This is a genomic window from Paenibacillus sp. JQZ6Y-1 (genome assembly GCF_040719145.1).
Taxonomy (GTDB): domain Bacteria; phylum Bacillota; class Bacilli; order Paenibacillales; family Paenibacillaceae; genus Saccharibacillus; species Saccharibacillus kandeliae.
On record NZ_JBFDUZ010000009.1, the window covers coordinates 1 to 23762 of the forward strand.

The window sequence follows — 23762 nt, forward strand, 5'->3', positions numbered from 1 at the left end:
CCTGCACGTTTGGTGATGATGGCGGAGGGGTTCCACACGTACCCATCCCGAACACGACCGTTAAGCCCTCCAGCGCCGATGGTACTTGGACCGCAGGGTCCTGGGAGAGTAGGACGTTGCCAAGCGAAACGTAAGACCAGAAAAGAGACGTTACCCACGAGGTAGCGTCTCTTTTTGTATGTTCTAGTCTCTTATGCTTATGTATATGCTCTAATATGTTTTGTTATACTGTGAATGTTTTCGTTGGTATATTTTTGCTTGTACTGTATTTTGTTTAGTGATGGTTTTTATAACATATATTTGGAGCTTTATTTTATATAAGAGTTCTAAAAAAACCAATTCAATACATGATATAGTCACTTTGGACTCGCTATGGTTGTTCATTTTCTCCCATAGCGTGGTAGTGGTTATATCCATGATTGAATTGGTTTCATTGAATTGTTTTTCATAGGTTCAGCTAATTAGGTTTAGCTAATATAGTATGAGACATCTTCACGGCTTAGTTTGAGCATACCGTCTTTACGTTGGCGCATTAAGCGCATCAGAATCAGCATACGTGGCAGGCATAGCCATAGGTGCCATACAACCAGTGAGATGGAGAAGGATACCGGCAGCCACATAAATAAGACAGCGGTAAAGCAAAATCCGATCCAAGTTGTATGTAGAAGTACACGACGGAAAGTAGAATAGCTCATATACTGATCTGGCAAATAACCGATCCACGGATATTGCAGCTGAAAGCGCCACTTTTTGCGTAGATGATTGACGGTCATGATCAGGACGGAGCGTGAAATAACAAATTGAATCCACAACACGAGTGGGAATGCTAGAAGCCAGAAACCGATACTTTCCCAAGAGAAATAAAAGACTTCCGCGATCAAAGCTAGGATGGGCAACAGTAGATAGGTCCAAAACCAAGTTTTGGTGATTGGCCATTTTTTGATGAGTTTGTATTGGTAAAAGGTTGCCTTTTCTTGTTGCTCTACTACCATATAGTTGCAATCCACCTTTCGATTCATATACATACAGTTAGGAATATGGTTTGTAGCGCACATGTAGACATATAAGGTAAAGGAACGGCTAGTTTAAAGGTAACTCATAGGGATGATGTATGATTTACGATTATGGATCGATAAGAAAACAGTATGCCTTATGTATATCGGTTAAAATAGAATAGGGTTAGAGAGCACTTTGGAACCAATTTACAAGCAGCTTAGCAGGCAAAAAGATATAGTAATATTTGCATAATTCTGCAAAAAGGATATATCAGTTGAGCAACTTGTAAAGAAGCAGATTGGATGCTTCTGTTATAATTATAATAAGGATAACTGGAAGTCTACAATAAATTTATGTGAATGATGGTAGAAATAAATATAAATATGGAAATGACAGGATGTTGGATGGAGGAAGAAGTGGAGGATGCAAGGGTGAAGGAACGATCAGAATCTAACAAGGATAGCTATATCGAGGATATGCAGAAGGATACTGGAGTGCGTGAAGATGTGAAGATAGAGGACCATTCCAATCCACATGTATCTAGGATCCGTGCGCCTTTGTATGAGCGTTTGGTGCAATATGCACAGTCTGGGCAGCGTAGTTATCATGTACCGGGACATAAAAATGGTGGTGCTTATTTTGCAGAGTCATTCGATCCCCAAAAGAAAGCAGTATCTGATTTGGGACATGATATACCTTTGAAGGCTGAATCTGGTTTTGAATGGGATACGGAGTTGTATTTGAATACAGAAACAAACGTGAATGTGGACGTGCATTTGAATACGACGTTGGATAATGATGCGGAATGGAATATGGAGTATTTGCGCAATGTATTTCAGATCGATGTGACGGAGATTGAAGGTACGGACGATCTGCATCATCCAGAAGGAGTCATTCGAGAAGGGCAGGAGCTGGCAGCGCGTTGTTTTGGAGCGGAAGAGACGCATTGGCTAGTTGGTGGAAGTACAGTCGGCAATTTGGCGATGTTATTGACGGTATGCACACATCCAGGTGAATTGGTGCTTGTGCAGCGTAATGTACACAAATCGGTTATTCATGGAATGATGATGGCGGGAGCCCAAGCGGTATTTTTGACACCGGAACTGGATATGCAAAGTGGACTGGCTGTTATTCCTTCGACCGAGAGTATTGAGCAGGCGCTACAGACATATCCGCAGGCGCGAGCTGTTTTGCTGACGTCGCCTAATTATTATGGTATGGGTAGGGATTTGACGGACATCGCTAAGCTTTGCCATGAATATCATATGCCTTTATTGATAGATGAGGCGCATGGTGCACATTACGGTCATCATCCGCGTTTTCCGCAAAGTGCGCTATCAGCTGGAGCAGATGCGGTGGTGCAGTCTACGCACAAAATGCTATCTGCAATGACGATGGGTGCGATGCTACATGTGCAAGGCAATCTGCTGAATCGGAATCTACTTAAACAACGTTTGACGATGCTTCAAAGTTCAAGCCCTTCGTATCCACTAATGGCTTCGCTGGATTTGAGTCGTTATGTGCTGGAAACGAAGGGTGCGGCTTTGTTTGAAAAAGGTTTGGCAGCGCGCGATGCACTGGTTGTTGGCGTGCAGCAGATTCATTTTGTGGTGCAGAATGAGGATGAGGCTTCTTTTACAATGGCTACTGTTGGAGAACATAGTCGTGTACAAGGTTCGGACGATGCAATGGATAGTGTACCTTCTGTGCAAGCGGCTGGAACGTCTGGAGAGACAAAGGATATTGATGCGCGTTTGGCTCGTTTTGGTGTATTGTATGAGACAAATAAGCGACGTATAAGCGAGGCAGTCCCTACAGTTGAGAAAGGTATGCAACAGCGTATGGATGTGAGCGGATGCGATTGGCAGATTGATCCGTTTAAAGTAGTGCTTTATGATCGCACAGGAATGTGGTCGGGCAGCGAATTGCAGGAGCGTTTACAGCAATATGGCTGTATACCGGAGATGAGCGATGAGCGGTATGTAGTGCTGGTATTTAGTTTGGGATCGCGAATGAAGGATGCAGATGTACTGCTAGACGCTCTAAGGGATCTGGCTGTGAATAATTCGGTCAATTTGACGGCTGCTTGGACTGCATATAATGAGGATGAAGTGGATTCGCAGGATCCTGTATCTGGTAGAACACAGCTTGTACAGGATAGAACAGAAGTGGAAAAGAATAAGATAACATCTACTGAAGAATCACATTTGCCGATGGTTTCTTTGAAGCATACAGGTCTACATGGAACAATTGATATTGAGCTGATTTCTGAGCCAGTTGCTTTTCATATGATTCCGGTGATGCCAGAGGATGTGGAGTCTATTGTACTGGAAGCAGCAGCGGGGCGAATATGTGCGGAGATGATTATTCCGTATCCACCGGGGATTCCGATTTTGTATCCGGGTGAACGTATTGGCGAATCTATGCACACTCGTCTGCTTGGGCTGCGTGATCATAATATCAAGATTCAGGGAGCGGAGGATGCTTCGCTTCGGTATATCAAGGTATATTGTTAATGGACGTGCACTATGGAAATTACACAAATGTTCCTCTTGTATAAGATCGAACAGTATGGACAATTATGACGGAACACGGAACACGGAACACGGAACACGGAACACGGAACACGGAACACGGAACACGGAACACGGAACACGGAACACGGAACACGGAACACGGAACACGGAACACGGAACACGGAACACGGAACACGCCGTGGTGTTACAATATAGATGAACATGTTAGGGAAAGCAGGAATCTAAATATGACAGCAAAAGGTTTATTTATCGCAATTGAAGGTATGGATGGAAGTGGCAAAACAAGTCAGCTGGAGCGGATCAAAGCGTATCTGTTGAGCCGAAATGTACCCTTTCTATCTACACGTGAACCGGGTGGAATACCAGTATCGGAGCAAATCCGCAATGTGATTTTGAATGTAGATAATACGATGAGTGGGCTGACGGAATGCTTGTTATATGCTAGCGCTCGTCGTGAGCATCTGATGCAAAAGGTGATTCCCGCGCTGGAAGCAGGTCAGCTCGTTATTTGCGACCGATATGTGATGTCATCACTAGCGTATCAGGGACATGGTCGTCAACTAGGAAAAGCGGTGCTCGATATTAATCGTATGGCGATTGCAGTGGATGGCAAGGAATATTGGGCAGATACGAATCTGTATATCAATGTACGTCCAGAGGTAGGCTTGCAGCGCATTATGGCGAAGACAACTGATCGCGAGATTAATCGGTTGGATCTAGAAGCGATTGATTTTCATCATCGGGTATATGAGGGCTACAAGCAGTTGGTGGAGGAGCACGCCGATCGGTTTACGCTTATTGATGGCGAACAGGACGAAGAATCGGTATTCTATGATATTCGTGAAGTGCTGGATCGCTTGATTGCAGAGCGCTTGCCAACATCCAATTGATCTAGATCCACATGTGTATCCTACTCGCAGTGAGTTAGCTGGCTAAAATAGGGTAATAGAGTATACTATTACTTTTCCAGTTCCCATGCGCGGGTTGCTGATACAAAGGCAATTGGTCGTCTTATACAGCATGACTCCCAGCATGATTCCATAGGTACAGACTAGAATGGAACGGGAAACAGGCAAAATAAAGGATATTGTCTACCTTATGTCAAATAAAGTATAGAGGCACAATCGAGAGTGATGTTTGGCATCAGCGTAACAGCTTGTTTAGTGAATTTTGCTTAAAAGGAGGCTATAACGATGAAACTGATTATAGCGATCGTGCAGGATAAGGATAGCAACCGTTTGTCCGGAGAATTGGTTAAAGCCAACTTCCGTGCAACCAAACTCGCCAGTACGGGCGGATTTTTGCGTGCGGGTAACACGACTTTTATGATCGGGGTGGATGACAGCCAGATCGAAGCAGTCATGGACGTGATCCGCAACAGTTGTAAAATTCGTGAGCAGCTGGTTACACCAGTTACGCCGATGAGTGGTACAACGGATTCGTATCTGCCATTGCCGGTAGAAGTTCAAGTAGGTGGCGCGACGGTATTCGTACTGCCAGTTGAGCGATTTGAGCATTTCTAAACACAATTGTCTAAAAAATTGCACATTCTTGCAATTTGATGCATCACAGCACACGTTTAATAGTATAATAGGTAAGAAGACTAGGATCGGTGACCATTAGTGGAGCCGGTCCGTCTTTATTATAGAAGCAAGATCGCTTATCGACGCAAAATGTATATTTTATGATCAACTGGATTGATTTTTTTCATTTTCCTATTCGCAAAACCTTCATTTTGAACGATACTGATTATATAGGCTTTTTTTATAAACGAATGGACGCGGACACAGTAATCATGTCTGATTCACTATAGATTCAATGTATTCGGCACACAGAAAGGAAGATTATAATGAAAATCAATCCGGGGTATCCTCCTTTAAAAAGCAATCCAGTTATTACGGAAACGCCAAATAAGGTTGTTCAGCAAAAGAACTTCTCTGATGTATTGCAAAATCACGGTACTCAGGCGACCAATGATGAGATTCAACGCCAGTTCAAAGCGATTCAGCTGCAAGGGGATCGTCTTGCCAAATCCATGACGCTGCGCGAATTGAAGGCTTATCAAATGCTGGTGAAGCGCTTTTTGGAAGATACGGTACGTCGCGGTGTGAAGATGAAGGAAACGCAAAGCTTTGATCGCCGCGGACGGAGTCGTAAATATAAGCTGCTGGATGAAGTGGATTCGGCATTACTTAGTATGGCTGAGGAGCTGCTGAGCAGCGAGGAAGGTCGTATTGAACTATTGCAACGCATGGGCGAGATTCGCGGCATGCTGGTCAATCTGCTGTACTGATCAACGGAAGAACAGTACAGATCGGAGTAAGGAGGCATTATGTCTTTTCAGGAAATTATCGGGCAGGACATGGCAAAACGGGTATTGCAAAATGGACTGCGACAGCAGAAGATTTCGCATGCGTATCTGTTTAACGGTCCAGCAGGCAGTGGTCAGCTCAAAATGGCACACAGCTTTGCCAGAGCGCTCGTATGTATACATCGAGGCGAGGAAGCTTGCGGAGAGTGCATTGAATGCCGCAAAATGGAACACGGCAATCATCCAGACTTTCTGCTGGTGGAGCCGGACGGCAATTCCATCAAGATCGATCAAATCCGCGAATTGCAGCGGATTTTTTCATACCGCTCGGAAGCGGGCAATCGCAAAATTTACATTATTCGAGATGCCGAAAAAATGACGGTACAGGCGGCAAACAGCCTGCTCAAATTTCTCGAGGAACCGCCTGCCCCAGCGGTAGCGATTCTGCTAACGGAGAATATTCAGTCCATTTTGCCGACGATTCGTTCACGTACACAGCCGGTGATGTTCACTGCGGTGGATTATCATCAGATGACTCAGATTCTGGCAGATGAAAATTATCCGCTGCCGCTTGTTCGCTGTGCAGTTCATCTGGCTTCGGACCCAGATGAATGCCGGGAAATGTTGAATGAGAATTGGTTTGCAGAAATTAGAAACGTAGTGTTACAATTAGGGAAGGAATCCGCCGGTAGAGGCAGTATGAGCCTGATTACCGCACAGCAAAAGCTGTTCAAGGGCGGACTTGGCGATCATCTGGAACAGGTATTTGATCTTTTCCATCTGTGGTTCAAGGATATGATCCATATACAGATCGGCAGAAATGAAAGTATCGTTTTTATAGATCAGTTAGAGTCTCTCTCCAAGGTGGCTCACACCCGCAGCATGCAGCATTGGATTTCCTGTATGGCGCTTGCTGCCGAATGCAAGAAAATGCTCCGCTCGAACGTTAATGGGCAGCTTTGCATGGAGCAGTTTCTCATAGGGGTAAGCAGCTAAGGTACAGAGGAACACTTCTTACAGGTAACGGACCGTGTATACATCATGCGGAAGCAACATCGGATGAAAGAGCAATGACTTTTTCGAAATACGCCATGTCCGTGATTAGCTAGAAGGGATTCTTCTTATCGTTTTTGCATCAGTAGGAACGGTATTGGCAAATGAGGAGGCTTATCTTTTGTATAACGTAGTAGGTGTCCGCTTCAAAAAGGCGGGTAAAATATATTATTTTGATCCGCTCGAATTTGCGATTAGCAATGAAGAGCATGTTATTGTTGAGACGGCAAGAGGGATTGAATACGGCAAGGTCGTTATTGGTCGCAAGCAGGTGCAGGAGGACGATGTTGTGCTTCCGCTCAAAAAGGTTATCCGAATCGCTGGGCAGGATGATGCTCAGGTCGTCGAGGAAAATCGGATTGCTGCCAAAAACGCATTTGCTACTTGTTTGAAAAAGATCAAGGAACATCAGCTCAAGATGAAACTGGTTGATGTGGAATATACATTTGATCGCAACAAGATCATTTTCTATTTTACTGCGGAAGGTCGTGTTGACTTCCGTGAACTGGTCAAGGATCTGGCAAGCATTTTCCGTACGCGGATTGAGCTGCGCCAAATTGGTGTGCGCGATGAAGCCAAGATGCTGGGCGGTATCGGTCCATGTGGACGCATTTTATGCTGTTCATCCTGGCTGGGCGATTTTGAGCCGGTATCAATCAAAATGGCTAAGGATCAGAGCCTGTCGCTGAATCCGACCAAAATCTCGGGTCTGTGCGGACGTCTGATGTGTTGTCTCAAGTTTGAGCATGATAATTATGAAAGTATGAAAGAAGAACTTCCGGCTGTCGGTAAATTTGTCGTAACCTCGCTCGGAGACGGTAAAGTGGTGGGCATTAATGCTAATTCCCGGACCGTGCACGTTCAGATCTTTGAAATTAGCAAGGTCAAGGAACTGCCGTTTGATGAGGTCGTTGTGAAGTAAACCGTCAAAGGCTGCTTTTGAGGTGGAAACTTGGAAAAGAAAAATCTTTTTGAGTATATTCATGAACTGGAGACACAAATGAACCATATGCACGGAGATATGGGCAGGCTCAAGCTGGCAGTGAAAGAACTGCTGGAAGAAAATCAGCGCCTGACGCTAGAGAACGAACAGCTGCGCCGTGTATTGAAAAAAGAGGTGCCGGTGGAGATCGAAGCAGCCGAACCTCAGATCGTCGAAGTGCTGGCAGATAGCAATCCTCATAATCATCCGCATCCCGAAGTGGTCGGTGAGGGGTACGATAATCTTGCCCGTCTGTATCATGAAGGATTCCATATCTGCAATGTATACTATGGCCATCTGCGTACCGAGGGCGACTGTCTGTTCTGTCTGTCCTTTTTGAACAAATCCGAATAATCCGAAACAAAGCCGCAGATGCACCTGGTCTGCGGCTTTATCGATGTGGAGAGGAAACCGGGAAAGTGGAACAAAACAACAAGCATGAGCAGCATCTGGAGCTGCTACAGCTGGGCGAGCGGATGGACGATCTGTTGACCCACAAGCTGCATATTATTCAAAGCCCTGATGTCTTTAGCTTCTCGATGGATGCGGTACTACTGGCACGCTTTGTAGCCGTTCCGCCGCGTGGCAAAGTGATGGACCTGTGTACTGGCAATGGCGTTATTCCCATCCTGCTCAGTACGCGCACCTCAGCGTCCATTGAAGGCGTAGAAATTCAGGAGCGACTAGCGCATATGGCAGAGCGCAGTGTACGGATCAACGAATTGCAGTCACAGATTACGATCCGCAATCAGGATCTGAAGGAACTGCCGCTACAGGGCGAGCATGGGACGTATGATGCCGTAACGGTGAATCCGCCGTATATGCCAATGAACGGCAACGAGGTGAAGCTGAATGTGCATCATGCCATGGCACGGCACGAGATCGGCTGTACGCTCGAGGACGTCGTACGCACCGCAGCTGGTCTACTCAAAAATGGTGGTAAGCTAGCGATGGTACATCGTCCTCATCGTCTGGTCGACATTGTGCTTATGATGCGTCAATATGGTGTGGAGCCGAAACGGATTCGATTTGTACATCCACGTCGGCATATGGAAGCCAATATGGTGCTGATCGAGGGAATGCGCGGTGGTAAGCCGGAGGCGCGTGTACTACCGCCATTGATCGTTTACAATGACCAGAATGAATATGTTCCAGAAATTATGGATATTTATTACGGGCAAAAGGAGTCCTTATGAGCATACAGGTACAAAAAAGCTTTGCTGCTGCATCGGAGCCGTCGCATGGAACAACGCCGGGTACTCTGTATCTGGTCGCAACCCCGATTGGCAATCTAGAGGATATGACGTACCGTGCAGTACGCACGTTGCAAGAATGCGATATAATCGCCGCTGAGGATACACGGCAAAGTCGCAAGCTGTTGAACCATTTTGAGATTACACCGCGCAAGCTGGTCAGTTATCATGAGCATAACAAGCATAATAGCGGACCAGAGCTGATTCGCTTGATCGCGGAAGGGCAAAATCTGGCGCTGATTAGCGATGCGGGCTTGCCTGCCATTTCCGATCCCGGTCAGGAACTGGTACAGCTGGCTGTGGAACAGGGGATTGCGATTGTGCCGATCCCCGGAGCGAATGCTGCGCTGTCTGCTCTGATCGCATCCGGGCTATCGACGAATCGATTTACCTTTATCGGCTTTCTGCCGCGTGACCATCGTGGACAAGCAGATATACTGCAAGGGGCGCGTGCGTCGGAAGGCACGCTGTTATTGTATGAATCTCCGCATCGGATTACCAAAACGCTGCAAGCGATTCTGGATCATGTTGGCAACCGCCGCATCGTACTAGCGCGCGAATTGACCAAACGGCATGAGGAATGGTTACGTGGTTCAGTAGAAGAAGCGTTGGAATGGCTGGAGGAGCATCCACCATTGGGCGAATACTGTATTGTGCTAGAAGGACAGCCGCAGGAGGAAGCGATTGCCGAGGCGAATGAGTGGTGGCAAGCATTGTCGATTGCGGAGCATGTTGCCCATTATGAGCAGACCGAGCAATTGTCACGTAAAGATGCAATGAAGCGTACAGCGAAGGATCGTCAATTGTCCAAACGCGATATTTATCAGGTGTTGCTGGACGAATAGAGAAAGGATCGTAGTCGCTAACAAGCTCTGTCCATGCACTGATTCATTGCGATTCGTAACATAGAATATACCAAAGATTGTTATCGCAAAGCGACCTATATATTATATAGAAGAAACTCGATGAAATATCTCCATTTCAAAAGCAAATGTGTAATTAAAAAGGAACCTGACCGGTGGTCAAGGTTCCTTTTTCCCATACAGTTGGAACTACTTATGGAAATGGGTATAATGTCAGTTAGAGGGTATCAAAAAGAAAGCAAAAAAAATACCTTTACCCGACAGATTATGCTATCGGATAAAGGTCCAAGGAGATATATAAAGGTTAGAATTAATAAAATATAATGAATCTGGCTTTATTATAACCTATTCTATTTATTTTGTCACAGGGACAGGAATTTCGGAGATACATTCGTTACAAACGATTTTGCCTTTGAAGTATGTTACGTTCTCAGCATTACCACAGAAGATACAAGCTGGCTCGTATTTTTTCAGCATGATGCGTTCGCCGTCAACATAAATTTCCAAAGCATCTTTCTCGCCAATACCCAGTGTGCGGCGCAGTTCGATTGGAATAACAACGCGTCCCAGTTCGTCTACTTTTCTTACAATACCTGTTGATTTCATCATGATCATTCAATCCTCTCAAATGTGTTTTAGTTTTTTATAAAATTCGTTAAATTCGCTTGTCGAATAGGCTTCGTATGGCTGTTCCCGTTAAACTAATGGAAGAAAAGAAAAGCGGTGATGCCTTTAGTTCATCGTGTTGATTATCGCCAGAGTTGTAATTATTGAACAAGCATTCATGTTTTAAAGTGTCATGTTTCGACAAATTTCTTTCTTTTATGATATTCATAATACCAACGTTTCCCAAATCAGTCAACATAGAAATTATAAAAAAAGCCTTTTTTAGCGTAAAATCGCAAATTTTTTTTAAAATAGTGCCGTTTTTTGCGATAATATAGACATATACAGCTTTTGTCGATTTGGAAATACATTCTGATCATATAACGACACTGTTCGACATTAGTGACATGATTCTATTTTATACGATTCAAAATACTGGAATCAAGTTTGGCTCAAGGAGGATTTTGGCATGAAAGCGATGGAGCCTTTGGAGGAAGAAAAGGTATTCAAAGACCCGGTACACAATTATATTCACGTTCAAGATCGGCTGATCTGGACATTGATCAATACACCTGAATTTCAGCGACTTCGTCGTATTCGACAACTCGGTACCTCATACCTAACGTTCCACGGTGCAGAGCATAGTCGTTTTTCTCATTCGCTCGGTGTGTACGAAATTACGCGCCGGATTATTTCGCAGTTTGAACGAAGTGGGTATGAGGATTGGCCGCGTGAGGAGAGAATGGTCGCTTTATGTGCAGCGCTACTGCATGATCTAGGGCATGGACCGTTTTCCCATTCTATAGAAGAAGCGTTTGAAATGAACCATGAGGAATGGACGTGTCGCATTCTATTAGAAGATACAGAAATTCATCGTGTGCTTGAAGATGCCGAGCCGGGCTTTTCGGAAAAGGTGGCTGCGGTCATTCGCAAGGATTACGAGAAAGCGGTCGTAGTGAATCTAGTATCCAGTCCGCTGGATGCCGACCGCATGGATTATTTGTTGCGGGATGCGTATTTTACTGGCGTAAATTATGGCACGATTGATATGGATCGGATCATTCGCGTATTGCGTCCCCATCAAGGACGGGTAGTGGTCAAGGAATCCGGTATGCACGCGATTGAAGATTATTTGATGTCACGTTATCAAATGTACTGGCAGGTATATTTCCATCCGGTTACACGCAGTTCCGATATTGTGCTGCGTCATATTTTCCATCGTGCCAAAGAATTGTTCCATGATGGATACGACTTCGCATTCTTACCGCATCCGCTGCCTTCCTTGTTTAGAGGAACACTCAATGTAAAGGAATACCTGCTGCTGGATGAGGCGCTTGTGCAGACGACCTTTATGCAATGGACGCTTGAAAAGGACGAAATTCTGGCGGATGTGTGTGCACGCTTTATGGATCGTCGGTTATATAAGTATGTAGAGACAGAATTGATTGATATGGACATCATTGATCAGATTCGTAATGAATTTGCTGAAGCGGGGCTGCATCCACAATACGATCTAGAGATCGATTTTCCGACAGATCTACCGTATGATGTATTCCGTCCGGGCGATCCGAAAAAGGAAAAGCAGATTTTGCTGCTGAATCGCCAAAATAAAGTACAGGAAATTTCCGAGGTGTCGGACATTGTGCGCTCGATTAGCGGTATTCATCGTGGACGATATCATCTGTATTTCCCACAGGAGAAGTTGGAAAGGGTAAAACACAAATTGTCCAAGCCGGTAGCGGATATTTTCGAGGATAAGCTCGGTCCGGCGCAAATGGAGTTTGAAATCTAAACAAGCAAATCATTAGAATAAACGATGCAGACAGGTGGTAAATCTGCTCTGCATCTGACTTTTCACAAGATGTCTAACTCATTTCTATTCTATAGAAGAAAAATAACGGAATTACGGCAGTAAAGGAGCGAATATGAATGTTATTTGATACTCATACCCATTTGGATTCAAAAGATTTTGATGAGGATCGCAAAGAAGTGATTCAAAACGCGTACGATTCCGGTGTGACACGAATGGTAAATGTTGGTTTTGACCGAGAGACGATCCCGACGACGATGAAGCTAGTAGAAGAGTATGATTTTATCTATGCAGCGGTAGGCTGGCATCCGGTAGAAGCGATCACGATGCAGCCGGGTGATCTGGAGTGGATTGCATCTTTATGCAGTCATGAAAAGGTCGTTGCCATTGGTGAAATTGGTCTGGATTATCATTGGGATAAATCACCCAAAGATGTGCAACACCGCGTCCTACGTGAACAAATTGGTCTTGCACGCGAGATTAACATGCCGATTGTGATCCATAACCGAGATGCGCATGAAGACATTGTTCGTATTCTGCGTGAGGAAAAAGCATCCGAAGTTGGCGGCATTATGCACTCCTTCTCTGGCAGCTGGGAAACCGCCAAAATGTGTCTCGATATGGGCTTCCATTTGTCATTTGGTGGACCAATTACTTTCAAAAATGCCAAGCAGCCAAAAGAGGTGCTAAAGCAGGTTCCAATGGACCGATTATTACTAGAAACAGACTCCCCTTATTTGACTCCACATCCATATCGTGGTAAAAGAAATAACTCAGGATATGTCACATTGGTAGCAGAGGCAGCTGCCGAGCTAAAAGGTGTTTCTCTGGAAGAAATTAGTGAAATTACAACGAAAAATGCACTGGCATTATTTGGTATACGATGAAATAGGGAGAAAAACCACCGAAAAACCGAGCTAGAACGATATATGAATGAATTTTAACCACTAAATGCTCAAATGTTACAAGTTTTTAACCACTTTTTCTGAAAAACGGAGTTGAGGTTTGCTTTACAGTGGGGTTGAGTTCGGGATATTATTTCATCAGTGATTTAATCTTGTTGTTTATGAACGAGATTCCATGATTCGGTCTCGCTGAGTTTCCTACATAGGAGAACGGGGGAACCAACAGCTGTCTTCATTCACTTGAAACCGGCAATACCGGAAGACAGATTGTATGATTCCTGATACAGGGTCTTTGGGGTGAATTGAAATTTACTTGCGCCATGAGCGGAGGACGTTTCACAGGGCAATCTATACAGGCAGTATGAATGTCCGAACCCGACAGCTAACCTCGTAAGCGATGCAGAGGCAACCTCTCATTTTCTAAAAGTTTCCAAGATGGTACAGTCGTCGGAAGCCCAGGAAGAGTTGCTCTTGCACTTTTCCCAAGGCTTTTTTGTTTTGTGCAAAAGGAAAAGGTAAGATGAGAAAACCCGGATTTTCACTGTTCGGGAACGGAAGCCGCTTGGACTGACCATGGCGCAGGCACATTGCACAACACGAAACGATTACCGAAATGCGCCGGTATTCGTAAACACGATAAACGCCTGTGGAAATTCTGATATAGTCGCGTCTTAACTCATTTAAGATACAGCAAGACGGCGAGACTATGTAAGGAGGACGGAAGAAGTGGGAATTGCTCCTTTCAAAGAAACCCATGGTTCACGCTCATCCAGCATGTCTTACGCGCTGCGTTGGAAGCAAAAAAATCTACGCTTTGCCTTATTCACTTCGCTGGCAGTTGTTATGGTAATCGCCATGGCACTCTGGCTTCTGTATATGCAGGCAGGCAAAAATATTTATGTGATCGTTGATGGCAAAGCTCAGAGCGTCGAAACACGCAAACTGAATCTTTCCGATCTGCTGGCGGAACAGAACATTACGGTTGCGCCGCAAGACAAAGTTTCCATGCCCATGAACGGAGCGATCCAAGATGGGGACAAAGTGTATGTGAACCACGCGGTCGCCGTGAATATTACGGCTGATGGCAAAACGAAACAAGTGTACACTACTGCCAAAACAGTAGGCAGTACACTCGACCAAGCTGGCGTTGACCTCGGCGAAGAGGACAAGTTGACACCAACGGTCGAAACAGCAGTACAACACGATATGGATATTAAACTGGTTAGAACGACTTCCTTTGTAGCCAAGCAGGTTGTCGAACTGCCTTATCAGGTTGTTAAAAAACAGGACAGCACATTGCTGGAAGGCAAAACGAAGCTAGTCCAAAGCGGACAAAAAGGCAAGGTTGTCCAATATGTTGAAAAAACATACGAAGATGGAGAATTTGTCTCCAAGCGCATGATCGATAAGAAAACGACTGCTGAGGTGCAAGATAAGGTTGTCGCTGTCGGAACGAAAAAGCAGCAACCAAAACTGCTCGCTGCCAGTTCGTCATCTCATTCGGATAAAGATTTCTCTTATGCCAAAGTATTGAACAATGTAACGCTGACTGCGTACTCCTCTCAGGAGCCAGGGCTTGGTACAACGACTGCTTCTGGAACACGAGTAACAGAAGGACGTACCATCGCTGTAGATACGAGTGTCATCCCGATGGGATGGTGGGTATACATCGAAGGTGTCGGCTATCGTCGTGCAGAAGATACAGGCAGCGCCATTAATGGCAATAAGATTGACGTATATATTGACAGCCTGAGTCAAGCAAGAGCATTCGGTCGCAAATCCGGTTATACCGTATATGTGATCGGTCCGGTAAAACCGTAAGACAGGTAGCGGAAGATGCACTTGCTGCGCTGATAGCGCTGAATTGTGATATAATAGTTATTAACCATGAGCGTGAATAGAACCAACAGAAGAAGGGGAATCTTCCCCTTCTTTTTGTTTGTTATTTTGTTATACTGAGGACAATATGCACAAGGCCGATCATACGGATGAGCAGGGCAGCATCCTGCCCCATACGGCCCAGAAGGGAAGCGTCAGATCAAGTGATCAAAGAGGTAATTGTTGTAGAAGGACGGGATGACACGGTAGCGATCAAGCGTGCAGTAGATGCGGACACGATTGAAACGGGCGGCTCTGCCATCGGTTCGCAGGTGATCCAACGCGTTAGACTGGCACAGGAGCGTCGTGGCGTTATTATTTTGACGGACCCTGATCATGCAGGGGAACGCATTCGTAAAATTGTCTCCCGCGAAGTACCGGGCTGCAAGCATGCGTTCATACCCGAAAGCGAAGCAACACGCAAAGGCGACATCGGTGTAGAAAATGCCTCACCGCAAGCGATTCGCGAAGCGCTGTCCCGTCTGCACAGCGAGATGCCGGAAGCGGAGACGCTGATCGACTGGGATGATCTGATCATGACTGGGCTGGTGATGCATCCCAAGGCGGCGGCACGTCGTATGATCATGGGCAATCTGCTCGGCATCGGTTACGGCAACGGCAAGCAGTTTCATAAACGGCTGCGCATATTTGGCATCAGCCGCGAAGAATTCGCGGCAGCACTTTCACAACTTGAAGCGGAGGAACAGCAATCCCATGACTGATAGACACGATATCGCCACGCCCGGACGGACGAAGGAGATTATTCATAAACACGGATTTTCGTTTAAAAAGAGCCTGGGTCAGAACTTTCTGATCGACGCCAACATTCTGAACAAGATTGTCGATGCAGCTGATCTGACACCAGAGCGCGGTGCGCTGGAGATCGGTCCTGGTATCGGCGCGCTGACCGAGCGTCTGGCACGTCAGGCAAGCCGTGTAACGGCGGTAGAGATCGACCAGCGTTTGATCCCTATTTTGCAGGATTCATTGCAGGAGTATAGCAATGTGCATGTACGTCACGGTGATGTGCTCAAGGTCGATCTACAGCAATTGTTCCGTGAGGACTTTGCCGAGGTGGACAAGGTGAGCGTGGTGGCAAATTTGCCGTATTACGTGACAACACCGATTCTGATGAAGCTGCTGGAGGAGAAGCTGCCACTGGATAACATTGTCGTGATGATCCAGAAGGAAGTGGCACAGCGCATGGCGGCGTCACCGGGCGGTAAGGATTACGGTAGCTTGAGTATTGCGGTTCAGTATTACTGTATTCCAGAAGTAGTCTGCATCGTACCGAAAACGGTCTTTATCCCGCAACCGAATGTAGAGTCTGCGGTTATCCGCTTGAAGCTGAGAGAGCAGCCAGCGGTACAGGTAGAGGACGAGCAGCATTTCTTCGATCTGGTACAGTCTAGCTTTGTCCAGCGTCGTAAAACCATTTCCAATAACCTGAAGACACGTTTTGGCGGTGATCGTGAGCAATTGGACGGTTTGCTGCATGAAGCGGGCATTGATCCGGCACGTCGTGGGGAAACGCTAAGCCTTGAAGAATACGCGCGGTTAAGCCATGTATTTTTACAAGCAGGTATTCGCTAAAAAAATCATTGACAAAATAAATTTTGTGTTGCATAATTTATTATTTGATTGACATTTCTTTTCCTTTTTGTTACAATAGGGAGTAGGAAAAGAGGTGGTTGTAGGCATGGCTAACAACGCGCTTACCGAAATCAAACGCAATCTTGATGCTCATGTAGGGCACAAAATCACATTGCGCGCTCACGGTGGTCGTAAGAAGACCATTGAACGTACAGGAATTTTGGAAGAAACCTACCCTTCTGTTTTTACCGTAAAGCTTGATGATGATCATCAAACTTTTGAACGAGTGTCTTACAGCTATGCAGACGTCCTCACGGATTCCGTAGAGATTATGGTCTGCGAGGATGATTCCCAAACAGACGTACAATATGTTGGGAATTAAATAACTGTTTTATGATAAGGCAGTCTTTATCTCCTGCGGGGGTAGAGACTGTTTTGCTTTGTGAATAGACTTTGCAATTCATTTTTTCTATAATTGGATTATTCATGGCTGTATACAGCCTTTAGGTCATCGCGCGGTTCCGAGCGGAGTTTGATGCCGATTACGGACGCGGGATGCGATAGAACATAGAACGGACGGAATGTTGAAGGTGGAGGAACCTCATGAAGCTATATGAAAAAGCGCCGGCAAAAATCAATCTGATGCTGGATGTACTGCATAAACGCCCGGACGGTTACCACGAGGTGGAGATGATCATGACGATGGTCGATCTTGCCGACCGGCTTACGATAACCGATATCCCCGGTGACGTGATCAAAATATCCAGTCAGGCTGGTTATATCCCCCTGGATGATAAAAACCTTGCGTATCAGGCAGCTAGCCGGATTAAGGAGCGCTACGGTATTCGCCAGGGCGTGCATATTCATATCGACAAAAAGATTCCGGTAGCGGCCGGTCTAGCAGGTGGCAGCAGCGATGCAGCGGCTACGCTGCGCGGGCTAGATCGACTCTGGAATCTGAATATCCCTCATGAGGAGATGATGGAGCTGGGCGCAGCGATCGGTTCGGATGTGCCTTTCTGTATCACGGGTGGTACAGCGCTGGCAACCGGACGTGGTGAGATTCTGACGCCGCTGGCAAGTCCACCGGATTGTTGGGTCATTCTGGCGAAGCCGCCGATCAATGTATCGACAGCAGGCATCTACGGACGTCTGAAGGCGGATAAGATTGAGAAGCATCCTTCGGCTTTCGCGATGCAGCAGGCGATTGAGCAGCAGTCGTTTGACGATATCTGCCGCGGGTTGGGTAATGTGCTGGAGGATGTGACGCTGTCGCATCACCCGGAGGTACAACAGCTCAAGCAGGCGATGATTCAGCTGGGCGCTGATGGCGTGCTCATGTCCGGTAGCGGTCCGACCGTATTCGGACTTGTCTCCAAAGAATCCAAAGTGGCACGCATTTATAACGGGTTACGCGGATTTTGCCATGAAGTGTATGCAGTGCGTATGTTAACCTGAGCAATCCAGGTCGCAATCTTTTTCAAAAAGCTCCGGCATGTTGTTGGGCTTCTTGAAAAAGATTGCGATTTTCTTTTACAAACACGTACAAAAATGTTATATTCACTTTAATTATTCGGGTTTGGGATGTTTAAAGGATATAAATGTAAATTTTCGTAGATGGTGAGGAGTTCAAGTGAAAAAACTAAAACGGAGCGCGCGTCTGGTCGAGCTGACCCAGTATCTGACTTCACGACCGCATACGCTCATTCCACTGACGACCTTTGCTGACCGTTACGGAGCGGCCAAATCATCGATCAGCGAAGATCTGACCATTATTAAAGAGGTATTCGAGGAAGAGGGCATCGGCGAATTGCAAACGCTGGCTGGTGCGGCTGGCGGTGTGAAATATATTCCGCGTCTTTCTTATGAAAAGGCATTATCGTTTATGGAGAATTTGTGTGCGCAGCTGGAGCAACCAGATCGTCTGCTACCGGGCAATTACATCTACATGTCGGATTTGCTGGGACAACCGGCGATCTTGAATGAGGTGGGCAAAATTTTTGCTTCCGTGTTCGCAGATACGCCGATTGATGTGATCATGACTGTAGAGACCAAAGGGATTCCACTCGCGCACGCGACAGGCACCCAGCTTAATCTGCCGGTCGTTCTCGTTCGCCGAGATCATCAGATGACGGAAGGCTCTGCGGTCAGCATCAACTATGTATCCGGCTCGCATAAGAGTCTGCATACGATGACACTGTCTCGCCGGGCACTCAAAGAGAAATCGCGCGTGCTGATTATTGATGATTTTATGAAGGCAGGCGGAACGATTCAGGGGATGGTCGATCTGCTGGATGAGTTCAATGCCACCGTTGCCGGTGTAGGCGTACTGCTGGAATCGGGTGCAGTGGATGTAGAGGACCGGTTATGGGCGGATTATGTATCGCTCGCCAAGTTGACCGATGTGGATGCTAAAAGTAAGAAAATCATGGTACAGCCGGGCAATTACTTTGAAAATGCAAAGAAATAACGGGTGTCACCTATAATTTAAATTTGTTGATTGAGAATCTCTATCAATGAGATTGCGTGCAATCGGCTGAAAACGGTAAAAAACGGCAATCCGTTAAAAAAATACACAATTAATTTTCAGAAAAAAGAAGGTATTTTGCTTCCATGTGTGGAAATACACAACCAAGTCTTTATGGAAAAAGGTGGTGAACACACATGGAAATAACGGATGTAAGACTCCGCCGGGTGAATTCCGAAGGCCGTATGAAAGCCATCGCATCCATCACAATCGACAGCGAATTTGTCGTTCACGACATTCGCGTGATTGACGGCAATAACGGAATGTTCGTTGCAATGCCGAGCAAACGGACACCGGATGGCGAGTTCCGCGATATCGCGCATCCTATTTCTTCAAGCACACGCGAGAAGATTCAGTCGGCCGTACTGGCTGAATACGAACGTGCCGGTCTGGAAGAAGAAGTTATCGAAGAAGGCGCATAAGCAAGTCCTTTATACTTATTGGGGTTTGAAAGAAAAGGGAGTCACGGGAGCTACAATCGTGGCTCCCTTTTCTTTTTGCCCGGAATAAGATATATTCAGTATGGAGTTTTTTTGCGGAAGTTAAAAAATGGTTAAATATGGTATAAGCTTCGGCTTACACCTATCATTCATAGATCCAATTTCGAGGGGGCATTATTTTGAAAAGGTTGGCAGTGGTACTGGCGGCAGGTAAAGGCAAGCGCATGAAATCGAAACTGTACAAGGTGCTTCATCCGGTATGCGGCAAGCCGATGGTTGGTCATGTGGTGGATACAGTAAAACAGATCAACTGCGAGCGCAGCGTCGTGATCGTTGGACATGGTGCGGAAACAGTTAAAGCTTACTTGGGCGAGCGTGCAGAATATGCGCTGCAAAGTGAGCAGCTGGGTACTGGGCATGCAGTTAGCCAAGCAGAGCCGCTGATCGGCAGCGAACAAGGCATCACTATCGTGATCTGCGGCGATACACCGCTCGTGACTCCAGAAACGCTGGAAAACCTGATTGCCCATCATGAAGCGGAAGGCGCAGCTGTGAGCATTTTGACTGCTTCCATGCCTGATCCAACCGGTTATGGACGCATCATTCGCGGCGAAGATGGCGGCGTACGGAAAATCGTGGAGCAAAAGGACGGCAACGCGGAAGAGTTGGCGGTACACGAGATCAACACAGGTACGTACTGCTTTGACAATGAGCTGCTGTTTGCTGCGCTCAAACATGTCGACAACAACAATGCACAGGGTGAATTTTACCTGACGGATTGCATTCCGATTTTGCGTGAGCAAGGCAAACGCATTGCCGCTTACGAAACGATGGATATTGCAGAATCCATCGGTGTAAACGATCGGGTAGCTCTGTCGGATGCTGAGCAATTCATGCGCGAACGTCTGGCGAAAAAGCATATGCTGAACGGCGTCACGATTATCGACAAGGCATCCACCTATATCGGTGCAGATGTAGAGATTGGCTCCGATACAATTCTATATCCGGGTACGATTCTCAAAGGCAATACCGTCATTGGCGAAGATTGCATCATCGGTCCGAATACAGAGATCGAGAATTCGTCGGTAGGTAGTGGTACAACCATCCGTCAATCGGTTGCCTCGGAAGTAAAAGTGGGCGACCGCGTTAATGTGGGTCCATTTGCATACTTGCGTCCGGGTACCGAGCTGGCTGACGAAGTGAAGGTTGGCGACTTTGTTGAATTGAAAAATGCTAAGATCGGTCATGGCTCCAAAGTGCCTCATCTGAGTTATGTAGGTGACGCAGAAGTCGGTTCCGGCGTTAATATTGGCTGCGGCGCGATTACTGCTAACTATGATGGCTATAACAAATTCAAAACGATCATCGAAGACGATGTGTTTATCGGCAGTAACTCCAACCTGATCGCACCGGTACGTGTAGGCAAAGGTGCTTATGTGGTCGCTGGTTCCACAATCACAAGCGATGTGGGCGAAAGCGATCTGGCAATTGCGCGTGCGCGTCAGGAAAATAAAGCCGGATATGCCGACAAAATCCGCGCCAAAGCGAAAGCAATCAAAGAACAAAACAAATAATTGCCCTTTTGCTAACAAAATGCCACTATTTCTTGTCGAATTATTATATACTATATAGTGCACAATGCTTGTTGAGTAAGATCCACGATATTTATATGAACTAGCGATTGCTGATATAGAGACAGAAGCTGAGCTGATGAGCATTCCAATGAACCACCACGGAGGGTTTTAACCATTATGACTTATTGTGATTCCAAATTAAAGATTTTCACTTGTAACTCTAATCCGAAGCTGGCGGGACAAATTGCCGATTATATCGGTATTCCGATGGGGGAATCCCATACAACTAGCTTTAGCGATGGCGAGATTCAAGTGAAGCTATCCGAGAGCGTGCGGGGCTGTCATGTATATGTAATTCAATCCACCTGTGCGCCGGTCAACGACAATCTGATGGAGCTGCTCGTTATGGTCGATGCACTGAAACGTGCATCTGCGAAAAGCATCAATGTCGTGATTCCATATTACGGTTATGCCCGTCAGGACCGTAAAGCGCGTTCCCGTGATCCAATCACGGCGAAGCTGGTGGCGAATCTGATCGAAAAAGCAGGGGCTCATCGCGTCATCGCTATGGACCTTCATGCTATGCAGATTCAAGGTTTCTTCGATATTCCAGTCGATCATCTGCTCGGCGTGCCTATTCTGGCACAGTATTTCCGTTCCAAGCAAATTGAGAATCCGGTTGTTGTCTCTCCAGACCACGGTGGTGTGGTTCGTGCGCGTAAACTGGCTGATCTGCTTAGCGCTCCGCTGGCAATCATCGACAAGCGCCGTCCAGAGCCGAACGTGAGTGAGGTCATGAACATCATCGGTAACATCGAAGGCAAAACGGCTATTTTGGTCGATGATATTATCGATACTGCCGGTACAATTGTTCTTGGTGCGAACGCTTTGATTGAAGGTGGCGTGAAGGAAGTATATGCGTGCTGTACGCACCCAGTACTGTCCGGCCCAGCCATGGACCGTCTGGAAAACTCTCCACTGAAGGAAGTCATCGTGACCGATACGATTCCGATTACACATCCGAACCCGACCAGCAAGCTAAAAGTGCTGTCGGTTGCTCCTCTGATGGGTGAAGCGATTATCCGCGTTCACGAAGAACTGTCCATCAGCAAGCTGTTTGAAATTGAATAAAAGATTCGCCGATAGATTCGCTATACGACCAACAACAGAAAAGGGTTACTTCCTCCATCGGAGGCAAGTAACCCTTATCGGCATATCTGCCATATTTTCACCTGTCCGTCAGTAGCCGGGTCTGGAAATAAACGTATGGCGCTGGCGGTGATACAGCACACGGTTGATCTCGATAAACTGGTGATCGTAGGCAGTGATCAGCCCAATGTCGACAGGAATGCCATGCCGGTACACCTGTACAGGCATCTCCTGCCGGAAATGATCGTAGAAATGACGATTTTTCAGCAGCTGCTGCCCGAAGGTATACATGCTGATGTCCTCCTTGTGCTGGAATACAGACCGGGATAGGCCGTTTATCGCCCGCGGCATATCTGCTTGCTTGAATGTAACCCAATTTTAGCAAAAAATAAACGCCACTGCACATGCAAATGACGTTGCATGGGTATGGCACGCATAGACAGTCAGAATTGTGGCTTGTCGCCGAAGTCCTGTATTATATGTGGAAATGAGGAACAGAACATCATGAAATGGATTGTTGGGCTAGGAAATCCGGGCTCTGAATACGCCAAAACGCGTCACAATGTCGGCTTTATGGCAGTGGATCGATTAGCGGAACGGCACGGAATCTCCATTAGCCAAAGTAAAAGCAAGTCGCTGATCGGCGAAGGTCATATTGGCGGCGTAAAAGTAATCTTGATGAAACCGATGACGTTTATGAATCTATCGGGTGAAGCGATTCGCGCCCACATGGATTATTATAAAATTCCGCTGGAGGATCTGATCGTCGTTTATGATGACATGGATACCGAAATCGGCAAAATTCGCTTGCGCTACAAAGGCAGTGCTGGCGGTCATAACGGTATCAAGTCGATTATCCAGCATACCGGCACGCAGGAGTTTGACCGTATCCGTATGGGCATCTCGCGCCCGGAGCCGGGTCTTGCAATTGTCGATTATGTATTGGCGAATTTCCCTAAAAAGGAAAAGGAACTGCTGGATCAAATGATCGAATCTACCTGTGATGCGATCGAATTTAGCACCAAACATACATTTGAACAGACAATGGCTAAGTTTAATGGGTAATGATATACTAAGAAGCAATACGGGCGCATAACGACGCCCTTTATAACTCCATAGGTACCGCCTTCCAAACCGATTGATCACAGGTAAAGAAGGCGGTTGTTTGTAGGCAAACCGGTCTTGTTCACGGTTTGTCGTTTTACCGTTGTGTCGTTTGTACAGAAAATTGTCAATCATTATGGTTGCTACGGTTTAAGTAGATTGAGCATAGAGATGATTTTGA

General features: G+C 46.3%; 24 protein-coding genes, 1 rRNA gene and 1 riboswitch. Of the genes, 22 read left to right on the forward strand and 3 right to left on the reverse strand.

Annotated features, from left to right (window positions below; translation table 11 throughout):
• The first annotated feature begins 8 nt into the window (after window positions 1-8).
• Window positions 9-125, forward strand: a 5S ribosomal RNA gene (gene rrf, locus ABXR35_RS23130).
• 342 nt (window positions 126-467) lie between these two features.
• Here the strand turns inward: rrf and ABXR35_RS23135 are convergent.
• Complete coding sequence (locus ABXR35_RS23135; protein WP_367064424.1) at window positions 468-992, reverse strand: hypothetical protein; 525 nt, start codon at window positions 990-992, stop codon at window positions 468-470.
• 435 nt (window positions 993-1427) lie between these two features.
• Between ABXR35_RS23135 and ABXR35_RS23140 the strand changes: the two genes are divergently transcribed.
• From ABXR35_RS23140 to rsmI, 9 genes are all read left to right on the forward strand, one after another.
• Entirely contained in the window at window positions 1428-3512 is a 2085-nt protein-coding gene (locus ABXR35_RS23140; RefSeq protein ID WP_367064425.1) for an aminotransferase class I/II-fold pyridoxal phosphate-dependent enzyme, read from the forward strand.
• Between the two features lie 248 nt (window positions 3513-3760).
• Window positions 3761-4423: a dTMP kinase gene (gene tmk, locus ABXR35_RS23145; protein WP_367064426.1), complete on the forward strand. Its 663-nt coding sequence runs from the start codon at window positions 3761-3763 to the stop codon at window positions 4421-4423.
• A gap of 303 nt (window positions 4424-4726) precedes the next feature.
• The gene (gene darA / locus ABXR35_RS23150) at window positions 4727-5056 is read left to right on the forward strand and encodes a cyclic di-AMP receptor DarA (protein WP_367064427.1); all 330 of its coding nucleotides are present in this window, start codon (window positions 4727-4729) and stop codon (window positions 5054-5056) included.
• Between the two features lie 326 nt (window positions 5057-5382).
• Window positions 5383-5826 carry a YaaR family protein gene (locus ABXR35_RS23155; RefSeq protein ID WP_367064428.1) on the forward strand — a complete coding sequence of 148 codons (444 nt, stop codon included), beginning with the start codon at window positions 5383-5385 and terminating at the stop codon, window positions 5824-5826.
• Between the two features lie 39 nt (window positions 5827-5865).
• Complete coding sequence (gene holB, locus ABXR35_RS23160) at window positions 5866-6840, forward strand: DNA polymerase III subunit delta' (RefSeq protein WP_367064429.1); 975 nt, start codon at window positions 5866-5868, stop codon at window positions 6838-6840.
• Window positions 6841-7018: 178 nt separating this feature from the next.
• Window positions 7019-7819: a PSP1 domain-containing protein gene (locus ABXR35_RS23165; RefSeq protein WP_367064430.1), complete on the forward strand. Its 801-nt coding sequence runs from the start codon at window positions 7019-7021 to the stop codon at window positions 7817-7819.
• Window positions 7820-7849: 30 nt separating this feature from the next.
• Window positions 7850-8233, forward strand: a complete 384-nt coding sequence (yabA, locus tag ABXR35_RS23170; protein ID WP_367064431.1) for a DNA replication initiation control protein YabA — start codon at window positions 7850-7852, stop codon at window positions 8231-8233.
• Window positions 8234-8355: 122 nt separating this feature from the next.
• A complete protein-coding gene (locus ABXR35_RS23175; protein ID WP_367064475.1) occupies window positions 8356-9075 on the forward strand; it encodes a tRNA1(Val) (adenine(37)-N6)-methyltransferase in 720 nt (239 codons plus the stop codon).
• The gene (gene rsmI / locus ABXR35_RS23180) at window positions 9072-9977 is read left to right on the forward strand and encodes a 16S rRNA (cytidine(1402)-2'-O)-methyltransferase (protein WP_367064432.1); all 906 of its coding nucleotides are present in this window, start codon (window positions 9072-9074) and stop codon (window positions 9975-9977) included. Before ABXR35_RS23175 ends, rsmI begins: the two co-directional genes overlap by 4 nt.
• A gap of 372 nt (window positions 9978-10349) precedes the next feature.
• On the opposite strand, the gene ABXR35_RS23185 is transcribed toward rsmI, so the two are convergent.
• Window positions 10350-10604: an AbrB/MazE/SpoVT family DNA-binding domain-containing protein gene (locus ABXR35_RS23185; RefSeq protein ID WP_017815545.1), complete on the reverse strand. Its 255-nt coding sequence runs from the start codon at window positions 10602-10604 to the stop codon at window positions 10350-10352.
• 466 nt (window positions 10605-11070) lie between these two features.
• Between ABXR35_RS23185 and ABXR35_RS23190 the strand changes: the two genes are divergently transcribed.
• The 11 genes from ABXR35_RS23190 (at window position 11071) to ABXR35_RS23240 (ending at window position 22459) form a co-directional block, all read left to right on the forward strand.
• Window positions 11071-12393: an HD domain-containing protein gene (locus tag ABXR35_RS23190; protein WP_367064433.1), complete on the forward strand. Its 1323-nt coding sequence runs from the start codon at window positions 11071-11073 to the stop codon at window positions 12391-12393.
• 137 nt (window positions 12394-12530) lie between these two features.
• Window positions 12531-13298, forward strand: coding sequence for a TatD family hydrolase (locus tag ABXR35_RS23195; RefSeq protein WP_367064434.1), 768 nt, complete (start codon window positions 12531-12533; stop codon window positions 13296-13298).
• A gap of 195 nt (window positions 13299-13493) precedes the next feature.
• Window positions 13494-13728, forward strand: a riboswitch (cyclic di-AMP (ydaO/yuaA leader).
• 314 nt (window positions 13729-14042) lie between these two features.
• A complete protein-coding gene (locus ABXR35_RS23200; RefSeq protein ID WP_367064435.1) occupies window positions 14043-15137 on the forward strand; it encodes a resuscitation-promoting factor in 1095 nt (364 codons plus the stop codon).
• Between the two features lie 221 nt (window positions 15138-15358).
• Entirely contained in the window at window positions 15359-15916 is a 558-nt protein-coding gene (rnmV, locus tag ABXR35_RS23205) for a ribonuclease M5 (protein WP_367064436.1), read from the forward strand.
• On the forward strand, window positions 15909-16787 hold the full coding sequence (rsmA, locus tag ABXR35_RS23210) for a 16S rRNA (adenine(1518)-N(6)/adenine(1519)-N(6))-dimethyltransferase RsmA (RefSeq protein ID WP_367064437.1): 879 nt from the start codon (window positions 15909-15911) through the stop codon (window positions 16785-16787). Before rnmV ends, rsmA begins: the two co-directional genes overlap by 8 nt.
• Before the next feature lie 106 nt (window positions 16788-16893).
• On the forward strand, window positions 16894-17169 hold the full coding sequence (gene veg / locus ABXR35_RS23215) for a biofilm formation stimulator Veg (RefSeq protein WP_367064438.1): 276 nt from the start codon (window positions 16894-16896) through the stop codon (window positions 17167-17169).
• Between the two features lie 221 nt (window positions 17170-17390).
• Window positions 17391-18245 (forward strand): 4-(cytidine 5'-diphospho)-2-C-methyl-D-erythritol kinase, encoded by an 855-nt coding sequence (ispE, locus tag ABXR35_RS23220; protein WP_367064439.1) that lies wholly within the window; start codon window positions 17391-17393, stop codon window positions 18243-18245.
• Window positions 18246-18420: 175 nt separating this feature from the next.
• A complete protein-coding gene (gene purR / locus ABXR35_RS23225; protein ID WP_367064440.1) occupies window positions 18421-19257 on the forward strand; it encodes a pur operon repressor in 837 nt (278 codons plus the stop codon).
• Between the two features lie 194 nt (window positions 19258-19451).
• Window positions 19452-19736 (forward strand): septation regulator SpoVG, encoded by a 285-nt coding sequence (gene spoVG, locus ABXR35_RS23230; protein WP_188778136.1) that lies wholly within the window; start codon window positions 19452-19454, stop codon window positions 19734-19736.
• Between the two features lie 197 nt (window positions 19737-19933).
• Window positions 19934-21328, forward strand: coding sequence for a bifunctional UDP-N-acetylglucosamine diphosphorylase/glucosamine-1-phosphate N-acetyltransferase GlmU (glmU, locus tag ABXR35_RS23235; RefSeq protein WP_367064441.1), 1395 nt, complete (start codon window positions 19934-19936; stop codon window positions 21326-21328).
• A gap of 177 nt (window positions 21329-21505) precedes the next feature.
• A complete protein-coding gene (locus ABXR35_RS23240; protein WP_188778134.1) occupies window positions 21506-22459 on the forward strand; it encodes a ribose-phosphate diphosphokinase in 954 nt (317 codons plus the stop codon).
• A 108-nt stretch (window positions 22460-22567) separates the two neighbouring features.
• Here ABXR35_RS23240 and ABXR35_RS23245 read toward each other — a convergent pair whose 3' ends face one another.
• Window positions 22568-22768, reverse strand: coding sequence for a hypothetical protein (locus tag ABXR35_RS23245; protein ID WP_367064442.1), 201 nt, complete (start codon window positions 22766-22768; stop codon window positions 22568-22570).
• Window positions 22769-22981: 213 nt separating this feature from the next.
• Between ABXR35_RS23245 and pth the strand changes: the two genes are divergently transcribed.
• Entirely contained in the window at window positions 22982-23542 is a 561-nt protein-coding gene (gene pth / locus ABXR35_RS23250; RefSeq protein WP_367064443.1) for an aminoacyl-tRNA hydrolase, read from the forward strand.
• Window positions 23543-23762: the final 220 nt, after the last annotated feature.